The organism is Colwellia sp. MB3u-8 (assembly GCF_014076985.1).
Taxonomy (GTDB): Bacteria; Pseudomonadota; Gammaproteobacteria; order Enterobacterales; family Alteromonadaceae; genus Cognaticolwellia.
The window spans coordinates 155833-169256 of the sequence record NZ_JACGVA010000030.1 but is presented as its reverse complement, the minus strand read 5'-3'; the positions used below and the strand labels follow the sequence as shown (position 1 = coordinate 169256).

The following is a 13424-nucleotide window of genomic DNA, read 5'->3' as shown; positions in this document are numbered from 1 at the left end:
ATAACAAATATTGACCATTTGGCCTGTGAAGTATTAACCAGATTATTTTGGGCAATAATAAGTTAATGTGAGAGAGATAAATAAACATGACAATTAAAAATGCCGGTACGGTAATTGTTGATAAACCACGATTAAAAATTTTATATCAAGATGAATATCTTGTGGCTGTTGATAAACCCCCCGGGCTTTTTGTCCACCGAAGCTTTATGGACAAAGATGAAATTTACTTTGCCTTACAACTTATTCGTGATCAAATTGGCCAATATGTTTACCCATTACATCGCCTTGATAGACCCACATCAGGTGTGTTGTTATTTGCCTTAACCCAGGATGTAGCTCGCTTAATGGGGCAAGCGTTTAGTGAGCGGAAGATAAAAAAAACTTATTTTGCCTTGACGCGCGGACATTTACTAAATGAAGGTGTTATTGATCATCCATTAAAAGAAAAGCTTGATGATTTAGGGGATAAAAATGTTAGCCGTGCTAAAGAAGCGCAAAGTGCAGAGACATTTTACGAGTCAGTCGCTATTGCGTCATTGCCGGTGACGTTAGGTAAATATGCCAGCGTGCGATATTCGTTAATTAAATGCCAACCTCATACGGGACGCCGTCACCAAATTCGTCGACATCTCGCTCACTTACGCTACCCTATCATTGGTGATATAAATTATGGTGACAATAAGCAAAATCCATTTTTTGGAGAACACTTTGGTTTTAAACGTTTAATGTTAATGGCTAAACAGGTGGAGTTTATTCACCCCGTAACAGGGCTGGACATGTTAATCGAAGCCGAGTTTGATGAACAATGGCAGCAGATATTTAATGTCTTTGAATGGTAATACTCGGCTTTTAAAGTCGTGGTGTATTATTTGTCTCAAGCTAACGAATCAAGGGGTGTTAATTTACATTGCTCATGCTTTGTCGCAGGATTTAACCTAACTACGTTAGCGTGATACCCACTATTATTTAAAGTATTGGGTATCAGCCTATTTTTTTTGCGCTAGAGTTAAAAATCGTAGCCAGCAATAACCCAAAACACCTGCGATTAGTGAGCCAATAAATATCGCTGACTTGGCAATCAATAATTTATCCGGTTTGTCGTCAAATCCCAAATTAGCGATAAATATTGACATGCTAAATCCGATCCCTGCCATCAGACTTACGCCAATAATATGTGACATAGTGACTCCTTTTGGTAGAACGCCCAGTTTTAATTTTTGGGATATCCAACAAAAACAGGTTATCCCGATACACTTACCGAAGGTCAAGCCAAAAATAATCCCTAAAGAGAGTGGACTGCTAATACTGGCTAAAAAGGAACTGCCATCGATAGTGATCCCTGCATTAGCCAACGCAAATACGGGCAGTACTAATAGTGCAACGGGATGTTCGAGCTTCCTTTCCCAACGCTGTAACGGGGTTGTCGCTTTTTCTGCGACATCTTCCAGGCGGGCTGCAAGTGTGTCTTGCTCTTCGTCGGCAAGAATACTTTTAGCTCTTTTTTTGTTCGATTCAATCTCTTCAAACTTGTTGGTTAAACGATGCGCCTTTTGAATGAACCAACGGGGATTACGTTTTGGTCGCGCCGGAATTGTCATTGCCACCAACACGCCAGTTAAGGTCACATGCACTCCTGAATCCCCTAGGAATAGCCATACTGCAAGCGCAGGAAAAAAGTAAAGCCAGGGTCTACGGAACCCTAATAAATTAAGCATTATCAATATTATAAGAAATAAAGCGGCGAACCCCAAGTGAACGAATGAAATCGAGTCGCTATAAAAAACAGCAATAACCGCTATCGCCCCTAGGTCATCAATAATTGCCAGTGCAGTTAAAAACGTTGTTAAAGTTCTGGGTATTCGATTGCCGAGTAGATATAAAAATCCAACCGCGAAAGCCGTATCGGTTGCCATCGGTATTCCCCATCCATGAACGGTGGATGAGCCTGAGTTGAATGCATAAAATATCAACGCTGGTATCAACATTCCTCCGGCTGCGCTGATAACGACCTGGACTGAATTACGCGGATCATGTAACTCGCCAACCAAAAAATCGCGTTTCATTTCTAGGCCGATAACAAAGAAGAACAGCGTCATTAACGCCTCATTAATCCAGTCGTGAATACTTTTTTGGAAGCTCCATTCGCCAAAAACAAAGCCTGTTTGAGTATGTAATAAGGATTGATAAAAATCAGCTAAGGAAGAATTGGCAATTAACAACGCTAATATCGCGCTACAAAGCAATATGATACTGGCGATAGACTGGTCTTTGACGAAGGATTGAAATGGTCCAATTATTTTTTCAAAGCCTTCTTCTAGCCGACTAAGAGAATGTTTATTTGGTGGTCGATTTTCATCCTGCTCTGACATGAAATTTGCTCACTATTTATTAAAACATCAAAAAAAGACAAAAATTATTTTATAAAAGGATAGGATAATAAAAGTTATTTGATAAAATTTTAGCTGACAATATGAGCTATACCTACTGATTATTGTCAGAGTAATTTCATAAATTTAGAAGTAATACAGAAGTGAAGCTAATATAACCAATGCTCTTTATCATTGAGAAATCAATTATCAATGATAGGCTAAAATGACTAAACAAGACGAATACAAAAAACAGGCTAAAGCTAAACTAAAGGAATGGCACGGGAAATCGATGACCTCGAAGCGAAAGAAGGTAAAAAAGAGGTCAGCAAAGAAATACGCAGTGATATCGACATGCTAACCAAAAAAAGAGAAACTATAGTGGTCAACTAATTTGTAAAAAACTAATTTGAAAATAGGCATGCAGGCAAGTCTATTACGCCACCCAGAAATAAACGACGAGTCTGGTTATTTTGGTTGAACTTTTCACTCACTACTTTATCTCCCTTTTAATGCGATTATATTTTGATTAGTACACAACCCTCTTCATCGACATCCTCATTTTTTATAGCTGCTTTTTAGTGATGCTGAGTATCATCTCTAGGATTGTTGCCAGTATTAGCAATGAATTAAACCTTTTCCCGCTTCAGATCATTAATCAAACACCCGCTAACCACAAACTGACTCCACTAGTGCTGAGTTCATAACTCGTTGTAATAGTGCGATTGCTGGTTTTGTTTGTTAATTTAAGAGTTTTTGTTGTTGCAAGGAAGTAAGTGCAGATTTTATAGAGATAATTAAGACTGATTAAAGAAAACGTGATTAAATTTAGCTCTTGTCTTTTTTTTGACTTATTTCAAAAATCCTCTCTTATTGCATTGATAATTATCACTAGTTTTCTAAAAAAACTCATCCATAGAGTGATAACAAAGATTGTTTTTTAAGAGTGAACAGGGGGATTAACATTCACTATCTTAAACTTGCCGACCTCGCTAATTTTTTATCATTTTTTGTGCACTTTTGTTTGTCGAGCTGAAGCGTAATAATATTTTTGCAAGGATCTCGCGATACTTTTCTTCCTAATCTTTAAGTATTGCAATGACATCACCTTTTGATTGATAAATATCAATGTGCTTTTTAGCATTGGCCAATATTATAATTCCTCAATGTATTAATCAGCGGGGATTGTTAATTGATACAAAAACCTGACTGGACTATAAGTCTGGACAATCATTCAACAATAATGAGGCGTATAAATTATGAGCATGAAAGAATCGTATCAGAAAAAACTACGAGCTGAACTCGACCAGTGGGGCGAGGATATCGACAAGTTAAAGGCCAAGGCTGACAAAGCTGAAGCGAGTGTTAAAATTGAATATTATGAGCAAATTGAAAGGCTTAGGGCGAAACAGGCTTCGGCAAAAGACAAGCTAATAGAGTTAACCGAGGCCAGTGACGACGCATGGGAAGATCTTAAAGCTGGCACCGAAAACGCCTGGCACTCTCTTGGAGAAGCAGTCAAAAGCGCTGCCTCAAGGTTTAAATGAGCGCAGCCAGATTTGTTGGCGGAAGTTACTTGAGTATAATATAATATAATTAAGCCACCCATAATAAATTGTTTAATATAATTAATATAATTAAGCCACCCATAATAAATTGTTTGTTTTTTATATAATATAATTTAGCCACCCATAATAACTTGTTTGTTTTTTAAACAATAAACTACACTTAATTTACCCTTTTTAAGTGTGGTGATTGTTATGCCTAAGCCTCGTTCACAACAAATTAGTTTATCTGATACGCCGTATTATCATATTTGTAGTCGAACCGTCCGCAAAGCCTTTTTATGTGGTGTTGATAAAGCAACGGGTGTTAGCTATGAGCATAGACGTAGTTGGATTGAAAAACGTGTTTTTCAATTATCTCAGGTATTTGCTATTGATATTTGTGCTCACGCTGTCATGAATAATCACTTACATTTAGTCCTTCATGTTGATAGTGAACACGTTAAAAATTGGACTACGCTAGATGTACTTTCCCGTTGGCATAAGTTGTTTAAAGGCACCCTTTTGACCCGTCAATATTAGCGAGAGCAATCATTAACTACATTCGAAATAAAAATGGTTGAAGAAACAGCGCAGGTCTATAAGCAACGCTTAATCGATATCAGTTGGTTTATGCGGGCATTAAACGAGCCTATTGCTCGACAAGCCAATAAAGAAGATAAATGCACAGGGCACTTTTGGGAAGGACGCTTTACATCACAAGCCCTGCTCGATGAAGGTGCATTACTCGCTTGTATGGCTTATGTAGATTTAAATCCAGTCCGTGCGGGCATTGCGCCAACACCGGAACAATCGAGTTTTACCAGTATTCAACTTCGTATCAAAGCAGCCATCATGGGAGAGCAACCGACAACGTTATTAGCCTTTACTGGCCATGAACATCAAGATAAAGCCTCAGGTATCAGCTTTAGCTTGAAGGACTATTTAACCCTAGTAGATGAAACAGGTCGCGTAATAAGAGAAGACAAACGAGGCGCTATCGACACTAAAACCGCACAGATACTGTCAAGACTTCACATCAGCAATGAAAGTTGGCTCAAACTCACCACAAACTTTGAAGGTATATTCACTGGTGCGGTGGGCACCGCAGAGCATTTGTGTGAATTTACTGAACACGTGGGTTTAAAGCGAGCACACGGTAAAGCCAATGCTCAAGCTTGTTTGAATAGCGCTTAAACTTAACTACATGCTAAGACAGCAAGAAAAATACGGCTACTTTGGGGTAGCAAGTACCGGTTGCCTGACATTCACTCATTTAATCAAAATATATAAAAATCGATATGCAAAGGCTTACCATATGAAGTACAGGCATTGTTGTTGACCAATGGATAGCCGTGTTTTGGAGCATTATTATTGCGTAGAATTATCATGGGTGGCATAGTTGATTGCAGCAAGAAAAACACGGCTACCTTTGGGTGGCAAGTACCGCTTGCCTGACATTCACTCATTTAATGAAAATATATAAAAATCGATATACAAAGGCTTAGCATATGAAGTACATGCATTGTTGTTGACCAATGGATAGCAGTGTTTCAGAGCATTATTATTGCGTAGAATTATCATGGGTGGCATAGTTGATGGCAGTTGATGCGCATAGTTGATGATTCTGACCTTATAGTTTGACGAATTAAAAAACAGTTTTTGTCAGAAAAGTGTGCATTGAATACCATATTTATGTAAAAACTTTATGTCTTCTTAATAAGAGAGGAGAAGACATTTACTGATTAGTGGGAATCTGATGACCTAGCTAAGACTTTATTTTAATTATCGAACAGTATTTTATGTTTAAAGATCACTAGCTCATGAGGTTTTTGTGTCGAGTTTTTTTACACTAACACATGATTAAATTAACATTGAACACACAAGTTACTGTAATTATTGATAATAAAATAACTGGCCTGAATGGTGCATGTAAATTTCAAGCCCCGGTATTATATTTACCATCTAAAAAAGATGTGGCAATTTGTCACTTTATTAGTAATTACCTATTTTTAAAAAGTCAGATAGGGATTAATAAGGATAAAAATGAAATTTAAAGCTCTAACTACACTGTGTATTGCTATTTTACTCACCTCTTTTGCGCACGCTTCCCTAATTGTTGACGCATCATTCGAACCTAGCACCAATGGATGGGAATCTACAGGTGGTTGGTATAGCACGACCTCTCAAGCAGGTTTTTATGGTGGGCAGGCAAACCCTGAAGGTGGATATATTTCTCATTCCAACCCTAGTCATGTCGTCTATACGAATGATATTTCTAATGGCGCTTACACAATTGAAGAAGGGATTTATACTATTTTATTTTCTGCAGGCAATTGGAGTAACGCACTATTCACTGGGTTTGATATTACTTTTGCTGGTATGGGTCAGAGTTTAGCTTCATCTTATAGCGCTCAGTCACCAGCTCGTGGAGCATGGAACCTATGGTCATTTACATGGGACGTAGATTCCAATTCTAGCTTCATTGGCAATGCTTTGTCTTTTAGAGCTTTAGCCTTAAATCCTGGTGGTTCAAACGGTGCTTTGGACGGAGTTGGATATTTTAGCCCATTAGGTAATGGCTTTTTGGTTGATTATAGCGAGCCAGTAAATAAACAGGTCATATCTTCCTCTGTTCCTGAACCTACTACACTCGCTATATTTGCTTTAGGATTTATGGGTTTAGCATCACGTCGATTTAAGAGAAAATATTAATAATTTAAAGTGATTTTATTCAAGAAACATCAATTGTAATGATTGATGTTTTTTTGTCAGGTGATTAGTAAAAAATATAGACACCTATTGTTTTATTATCCGTGGTCTCCGTCACTAAACTACCACCAGTAAGATACTTAATCATTTTCTATGACCGAAATGGTGGCTGAGGGGACTATTGATCTTGATAAATTTAGACCGATTTTTGGCATAAGTGACAGTTAAAAAAATCCTCCAAGTAGTTGCAATTTTGGCCTTAAGAATTATTTATTGCTAACGACTTTTCAGTTCGCATTGAAGACATTAGAATGGCTAGTCTTAATGGTAACTATTATCAACAAAAGTGAAAATAGTTAAAAAAATAGTCTTGTAGGAGAGGCAATAAATGAAGTCATGGTTAAAACAAATCTTTTTTATTGTCATCGTTTTTCTCATCACGAGCTTTGCTGTAGATACGTGGCGAACTAGGGGGATTGATCGACAATCGCTGCCCGATCTACAGGGACAGACAATCTATAATACAACCATTAATTTAAAGGAACTAAGTTTTGAACAACCAGTTCTAGTCTATTTTTGGGGGACTTGGTGTCCAGTTTGTTCCTTTGTTAGCCCTTCTGTAGATACTATTTCACAGCATTACCCTGTTTACAGTATTGCCATGCAATCTGGTAATAATAAGACACTAAAAACATACATGGAAATAGAAAGTTATCAATTTAATGTCATTAACGACGATAATAATCGCATAGCTAACTCGTTAGGTGTGCAAGTTACTCCATTAGTGATGGTGATTGACCAAGGTGAACTCGTTCACTTCACAACGGGTTATGTGAGTTTATTTGGTTTATGGTGGCGCATTGCTTTTTAAAGAACTCAAGGCGTAGAGCGGAAGGTAGCAGCTATAACGTAGCGATAAATTTTCTAATGCTTTGTTTTTTATGCGAGGTTGGATATATACTTTTATCCTAATATGATGATTTTTCAGTCACAAACGTTAAACTCTAAGGGAAATGTCGATGGTTATAATTCAAAGACCTGACCCCACAGGTTTATTGGCGATGGCAGACAATCCCGGATATTTCGGGACTGTCGCAAAACAACATACTGAATAGGACCTCTTTAGTAGCGCGGACGAAATGAGGGTAGATTATCTCGTTACTGCTGTGCTTGTTAGCGCTGTAAACAGTGATAGTAGAATCCTTTAAATCACGTCTATTTATTTTTTAATGTTGGCCAAACAAAGGGAGCGGGCTTTGTGGAAGACGTTCCTGATACTGCTGTTTTTTGAGCGAGTATCCCCCTAATTACTTTTCCTGTTGCTTTATGCTTACTACAAAATGTTTTTAGGTACAAAATTTCAACTCTACTGCGTGCCCAAGGGGTTGTACGCAGAAATTTCAAACTTGATTTAAGACGTGGTTTATTAGTGAAACAACGAATATTAAGTAACTCACCCATCTTATCCCAACCAACTTCCTTCTCCAGTTCGGTTAGAATCTGTTCAAGTTTCACGCCGTGTAGAGGCTCATTACTTTTATTCATAGACTACCTAAAATCAAAAATAGCATTGTAACAAGTTTCTTAAATATTGACAGACTTATGCGTTTAAATCAGGTCAAGCTATACGGAATGCCTACCTATTGTTTTTTTTGTTAAGTTTGGCTGACGCAAAAAATATAATCCGAACTGCAATATCAACTCAATTCTTAATGTATCGAATGTGCGAAAAGTGAAACTAATCATTTGATAGTGTCAGCTTTTTTTACAGTCAGCTATAAGACAGTAAGTGGACTAAGTACAATATATTTTATGTTTAGAGCAAATAGGCATAAATTTTGGTTTGAAAAGTGCGCTAAGCGGAACTAATTATTTAATAGTGTCAGCTTTTTTTACAGTCTGCTATGGGAAAGTAAGCGGACTAATTACTTTATATGTCTTTTTTGCTGTTCACTAGCAGATGATGTATTAGCACTAGCAAAGGATACAAGTCAGTTGCTAGATGGTCTTGATGGTTGATTTCACTGATTTGTAGTGGGATTAAAGCAATTAATCAACAAATACTAGCACCGCAAAGTTTTAATCAATTACACTACTAAATGGGTTTTTTACCTAGTTTAACCATACTTTTCCGATGAATTATTTAAAGTTGTATTATAAATTCAAGCATTTAAAACTATTTTTATCATAAGACCAATACCCCCTTACTTGTTGATTTTATGTAACAAAATAAATGGGTTGATGAGTTTATTGTGTCAGGTTACTTTACACTTCTAACTGACATATATCATTGATATTTTATATCTACTTGAAATAATTATATATTAATAACTTGGCGTGTTTTGTGCTTTTCGTAGGGCATTCGTGATGACGTATCACTTTTAGCATTACCCAAGCGTAATAATATACGAAGGGATTAACAGGAATATCAAATGAAATTTAAATTTTTAAAAACGATTATCGCAAGTGCAGCCGCTGTCATATTATTCTCAGGGTCAGTTAACGCTACGTTAATTGGTAATCTATCCTACGATGGAACCTATATTTTCGGCGACGGATACACCTACCTAAGCTTAGACACAATGGAGGGTTCAACTTACGATGAGTTTGTCACTGTAACTTCGGTTGGCGGAATATACGAAGATTTCGATATTGCGGACATTGCGGCTGCTTATCGTTTTACAAATTCAGTGTTAGGCTATAATTCAAGCTGCGACGTTGTGTTCAATGGAAATGGAAATTTTAATCAGTGCGGTGGGAAGGATTATTACACGGACGGATCATTGGGAAACAACGCAAATGGGAGCAGTGATTATTTTTTGTTTAATAACGATGAGACGGGTGGGGTCGGTACGTTTTGGTATAGCCGATATGGGTTGCTTGTGAATGAGACAAGTTATACAACAAAAAATGAGTACATGAGTAATTTACCGTTTTTGTTGTATAAGGGGACGGCATCAAGTGTTCCCGAACCTTCTACCCTTGCAATCTTCACATTAGGTTTAATGGGTTTAGCATTACGTCGCTTTAAGAAAAAATATTAATCAATATTTTTCGCTATCAAAATTAATTATCGACAATGTTATACCTTGGTTGATATTAGCCAAGCCATATAACCCAATGTTGTTGAAAATCATCAAGAAGCATCTTCCAATTAGGTAGATGCTTTTTCGATCGCCAAGGATGGTGGGAATGCCAAAAACGCAGGAACAGTTTTGTGCGTCTCATAAAGCGGCGTTAATCGACGTATGTGATTTTGTAATGTCTTTTTTCCTATATAAACATACCATTATATAACTAGAAAACTCTCCAAATTTTATGTCTTCAAAGTGGCATAAGTGACGATTAAACCCAATCCCCCAAGTGACTTCATTTTTGGGCACTAATATTTGTTAGTGCTAATGTTACCTTCGTGCGCTAGCGGAACTAATTATTTGATAGTGTCAGTTTTTTTTACAGTCAGCTATGAGGCATTAAGCGGACTAAGTACTTTGTATCTTATGTTTAGAGCAAATAGGCATAAATTTGGTCTGAAAAGTGCGCTAAGCGGAAGTTACACCATCGTTATTATTAACGTCCGCTTCAAGCTCATTGCTGCCGGTGAGATTTCATATTTGAAAGCGAGCTATTACCACAAAAAGATCTTTGTTCTTTGGAATATCCAACTTACCACATGCTTGCTAAGATACAAATATTAGCATTTTAGACATTCAATATTAATGTAGTCTGGGCGGTTCAATTAATCTATTACTACCTCCGACTTTTAAGGGCGTGTTATTGCCTTACGTTTGGATTGTTACATTTAATACAATAAATACTGGTTGACTCTCACCCTAGGTCATAGTTGAACATTGGCAATGTAGGACGAAGTTACAAAACATCACAACTTTAATGGGTAGAAATAATATGGTTGATGCCAAAATATATAGTGTAAGTCAGTTAAGCAAGTTGGCTGATGTTAGCGTAAAAACCTTACATTATTATGATCATAAGGGGTTGCTGGTACCAATGCGTCAACCTGATAACGGCTATCGAACATATGGTCAAAAGCACTTAGTTATTTTACAGCAAATTTTAATCTACCGTGCCTTGGACTTTAGTATTGAAGACATTAAGAATTTACTCAACGCTAAAGGTCAAGACTTACATCAAGTCCTATCTGAACAAAGAGTGATGTTAGTAGAACGTCAACAATCAATTTCTCTAATGATTAACAGTATTGAGGCGACTATGAATAATTTACAAGCGAAGAAAAATTTGGATATCTTTTTTCAAGACATCCCTAAAGATAAAGTAGAGCGATGGGATGCTATGACTCGCTCTCGGGTAGGGGAAGAAAAGGTTCAAGAAAGTGTACAAAATTTTGCTAAATTAAGTGAGGAGGATGCACAGGAACTACAAGAAGAGAGTCTTGAAATCACAAAAGCTTTTGCAAAGACAATCGGTCAACCGATAGATAGTAAAGAAGTGCAAGAGTTGACTGACAAACACTATAAAAGTATCAATCATATGTCGAGCCTTATGGTTGAAGATTTTACGGGCATTAGTTTTGACAGCTATATACAAATGGCCAACAGTGTGGATATGTCAGAAATGAACGAACTTTGTGAGCATTATGGGGAAGGTTATGCTGAACATGCCCGTGCAGCAATGATTTATTATGCGGAACGTAATTTAAAGGGAAATAAGTAGGTGGATATATTAAACAAAGTATTAATAAGTGAAAACTATGCCTTTATAGCGCTTGTGTTAGTCGGAGTATTTATTCTTTGGTTTCTCCCTGCGATGCTTGCATTAATTTTTAATCGGAAGCAATTTAAGCTGATAGTGTTGGCCTGTATTCCAGCAGGTTTATCTTTCATTGCTTGGGGAGGCGTTTTGGTATGGGCAATAAGTGGTAAAACCATTGCTAAATATACTTCCAAAGTGGAAGCTGAAAATTAAAAAATAGCGAAATGTCCCGCTGTGGATTGCAAGTATTAAAGCGTCAACTATCACCACAAAATTTTAATAAAGTTAAACTGCTCTTTTTTAGCTCTTGAAGTTAGGTTTATTCAACATACAGTGTGCTTATTTTCCTGATTGTGGATCAGCCTGATTATGGGGGGTGATAGCAAAAATATCTATTTATTGGATATGAGCAGAAGTATTGATTTTGTTAGCACTAAATGATGAACGACCGCTGTGGTGGCAGCCTGTGTGAAAACTATTTCGAACTTGCGTAATTGGATAATATCAACGTAAAAAGGCTCCGTAGATTAAATTCTGTAGTACGTTTGAGGTAAAACCACCTGTTAATTCACGTAGCGTCGCATAAAAAATTTACTCTGAGAGTTTTCACACAGCCTGGTGGCTTTGTTGACATCTGGTCAGTGAGTATTAGAGTATTATCCATCTAGCTAAATATTTATTACACAACTTGTGAAATATAGTCTGTTTGATTCTAAGCCGGACCTTGCAGTTTTAAATTCATTTTAGGATTTTTTAACACGATTCCTTTTTTAAAAAGAAATTTATGCAACTGCTTTTGTAATTTGGTTTCAGCATGACTGCTATGTGCAACACGTAGCTTTTGTGCTTCACTAAAATGGCAGTGCACTAATAAACTGGCAGGGAAGCAATCGAACTGAACAGTGTGACTTATATGACTAAAACCACCGACTTGCTTTGCCTCTTCATTGATTTGGTCTAATACAGCCAATAACTTATTGTTCAAACGATGGCAGATTTTACTCATTTTCATACTTTATGACTTACTCAATAGGCACTAAATTAACAAGGTACATTGTAACCTATAGTTGGAACAAAAAATTGGAAAACGATAGAAGTTTAAAATAGATATTGAAATGTCAGCTAGCGTATCATTGAAGAAGGCGTCCATGCCTTCAGTTTGAGTTAAATATCGGTTGCTTCCGACAGCTCAAGCGCATCATCTACTTCAACGCCAAGATAACGAACCGTACTCTCTAGTTTTGTATGCCCAAGTAATATTTGTACTGCTCTCAAATGTTTTGTTTTCTTATAGATTAAAGATGCTTTAGTTCGTCTCATGGTATGAGTGCCATATAATATGAGATCTAAACCTATACTTGAAATCCATTTTTTAACGATCCTTGCATATTGACGAGTAGTTAAATGAAAATCTTTTTTTACTCTACTGCCAAACAAATAATCACCAGACCTAAGCGATTTTTGTGCTATCCATTCTTGCAGTGACTTTCTAGTTTTAGGGGGTAATTCAAATTGAACCGAACTACCTGTTTTCTGTTGAATAAGCATGGCTCTGGACTGAATAGTAGCTCCATGAGCAATATCCAAAACTTTTAGTTTAATAAAATCACAGGCGCGTAATTTACAGTCTAAAGCCAAATTAAACATTGTTAATTCTCGCAGGTTATTTTCCAGCTCTAACCGTATCCTAATTGACCATATTTCTTCGAGTTTAAGGGGAAGTTTTTGACCAACTAGTTTGCCTTTATTCCAGCAGGTTTTTCGTGAAGTTGATTTGCTGTTAAACATAATAGTGCTCCTTTCTTGAAGGACTATAAGTATGGCTTGAAACACTAAAATTTATTTATAGCAGACATTATGCGTATGTAGATAAGAATGCTTCTCTTAGCCAGAAGCTGAGATTGAGTTTTGAGAAACCATGATCATATTCAGGGTAAGTTTAACTAAAATGTACTGCTTGTTCGTGGGGCAGGTTTAAGTTCATACCTGTCGTTCACATCAAGCTGTAGATGCTGTTTTTTCACAAAATCAATTAATTTAAGTTTGCAGATTTAACCAAAATCATGCTCAC

Annotated in this window: 11 protein-coding genes and 1 pseudogene; 8 read left to right on the top strand and 4 right to left on the bottom strand. The window is 36.9% G+C overall.

Going from position 1 to position 13424, the window contains the following annotated elements; genetic code table 11:
* The first annotated feature begins 86 nt into the window (after window positions 1-86).
* The gene (gene truC / locus H4J54_RS00910) at window positions 87-839 is read left to right on the top strand and encodes a tRNA pseudouridine(65) synthase TruC (protein ID WP_182188951.1); all 753 of its coding nucleotides are present in this window, start codon (window positions 87-89) and stop codon (window positions 837-839) included.
* 147 nt (window positions 840-986) lie between these two features.
* On the opposite strand, the gene nhaA is transcribed toward truC, so the two are convergent.
* Window positions 987-2369, bottom strand: coding sequence for a Na+/H+ antiporter NhaA (gene nhaA, locus H4J54_RS00905; RefSeq protein WP_182188950.1), 1383 nt, complete (start codon window positions 2367-2369; stop codon window positions 987-989).
* 1256 nt (window positions 2370-3625) lie between these two features.
* Between nhaA and H4J54_RS00900 the strand changes: the two genes are divergently transcribed.
* From H4J54_RS00900 to H4J54_RS00885, 4 genes and pseudogenes are all read left to right on the top strand, one after another.
* Entirely contained in the window at window positions 3626-3913 is a 288-nt protein-coding gene (locus H4J54_RS00900) for a coiled coil domain-containing protein (RefSeq protein ID WP_182188949.1), read from the top strand.
* Window positions 3914-4126: 213 nt separating this feature from the next.
* Window positions 4127-5107, top strand: a pseudogene (locus H4J54_RS00895) (transposase).
* An 849-nt stretch (window positions 5108-5956) separates the two neighbouring features.
* Window positions 5957-6625 (top strand): PEP-CTERM sorting domain-containing protein, encoded by a 669-nt coding sequence (locus tag H4J54_RS00890; RefSeq protein WP_182188948.1) that lies wholly within the window; start codon window positions 5957-5959, stop codon window positions 6623-6625.
* Window positions 6626-7010: 385 nt separating this feature from the next.
* Window positions 7011-7493: a protein disulfide oxidoreductase gene (locus H4J54_RS00885; RefSeq protein WP_182188947.1), complete on the top strand. Its 483-nt coding sequence runs from the start codon at window positions 7011-7013 to the stop codon at window positions 7491-7493.
* A gap of 344 nt (window positions 7494-7837) precedes the next feature.
* Here H4J54_RS00885 and H4J54_RS00880 read toward each other — a convergent pair whose 3' ends face one another.
* Window positions 7838-8167 carry a VF530 family DNA-binding protein gene (locus tag H4J54_RS00880; RefSeq protein ID WP_182188946.1) on the bottom strand — a complete coding sequence of 110 codons (330 nt, stop codon included), beginning with the start codon at window positions 8165-8167 and terminating at the stop codon, window positions 7838-7840.
* Window positions 8168-9054: 887 nt separating this feature from the next.
* On the opposite strand from H4J54_RS00880, the gene H4J54_RS00875 reads away from it, so the two are divergent.
* From H4J54_RS00875 to H4J54_RS19205, 3 genes are all read left to right on the top strand, one after another.
* Window positions 9055-9666: a PEP-CTERM sorting domain-containing protein gene (locus tag H4J54_RS00875; RefSeq protein ID WP_182188945.1), complete on the top strand. Its 612-nt coding sequence runs from the start codon at window positions 9055-9057 to the stop codon at window positions 9664-9666.
* A gap of 862 nt (window positions 9667-10528) precedes the next feature.
* Complete coding sequence (locus tag H4J54_RS00870; RefSeq protein ID WP_182188944.1) at window positions 10529-11314, top strand: MerR family transcriptional regulator; 786 nt, start codon at window positions 10529-10531, stop codon at window positions 11312-11314.
* Window positions 11315-11566: a superinfection immunity protein gene (locus tag H4J54_RS19205; protein WP_182136054.1), complete on the top strand. Its 252-nt coding sequence runs from the start codon at window positions 11315-11317 to the stop codon at window positions 11564-11566.
* A gap of 499 nt (window positions 11567-12065) precedes the next feature.
* On the opposite strand, the gene H4J54_RS00860 is transcribed toward H4J54_RS19205, so the two are convergent.
* Window positions 12066-12359, bottom strand: coding sequence for a hypothetical protein (locus H4J54_RS00860; RefSeq protein ID WP_182188943.1), 294 nt, complete (start codon window positions 12357-12359; stop codon window positions 12066-12068).
* A gap of 158 nt (window positions 12360-12517) precedes the next feature.
* On the bottom strand, window positions 12518-13141 hold the full coding sequence (locus tag H4J54_RS00855) for a tyrosine-type recombinase/integrase (protein ID WP_182188942.1): 624 nt from the start codon (window positions 13139-13141) through the stop codon (window positions 12518-12520).
* Between the last annotated feature and the right edge of the window lie 283 nt (window positions 13142-13424).

Bases quoted from the DNA above. Each gene is read 5' to 3' on its own strand.
- H4J54_RS00900 (WP_182188949.1), top strand. From the start codon at position 3,626: ATGAGCATGAAAGAATCGTATCAGAAAAAACTACGAGCTGAACTCGAC.
- H4J54_RS00870 (WP_182188944.1), top strand. From the start codon at position 10,529: ATGGTTGATGCCAAAATATATAGTGTAAGTCAGTTAAGCAAGTTGGCT.
- truC (WP_182188951.1), top strand. From the start codon at position 87: ATGACAATTAAAAATGCCGGTACGGTAATTGTTGATAAACCACGATTA.
- H4J54_RS00880 (WP_182188946.1), bottom strand. From the start codon at position 8,167: ATGAATAAAAGTAATGAGCCTCTACACGGCGTGAAACTTGAACAGATT.
- H4J54_RS00875 (WP_182188945.1), top strand. From the start codon at position 9,055: ATGAAATTTAAATTTTTAAAAACGATTATCGCAAGTGCAGCCGCTGTC.
- H4J54_RS00855 (WP_182188942.1), bottom strand. From the start codon at position 13,141: ATGTTTAACAGCAAATCAACTTCACGAAAAACCTGCTGGAATAAAGGC.
- nhaA (WP_182188950.1), bottom strand. From the start codon at position 2,369: ATGTCAGAGCAGGATGAAAATCGACCACCAAATAAACATTCTCTTAGT.
- H4J54_RS00885 (WP_182188947.1), top strand. From the start codon at position 7,011: ATGAAGTCATGGTTAAAACAAATCTTTTTTATTGTCATCGTTTTTCTC.
- H4J54_RS00890 (WP_182188948.1), top strand. From the start codon at position 5,957: ATGAAATTTAAAGCTCTAACTACACTGTGTATTGCTATTTTACTCACC.
- H4J54_RS00860 (WP_182188943.1), bottom strand. From the start codon at position 12,359: ATGAGTAAAATCTGCCATCGTTTGAACAATAAGTTATTGGCTGTATTA.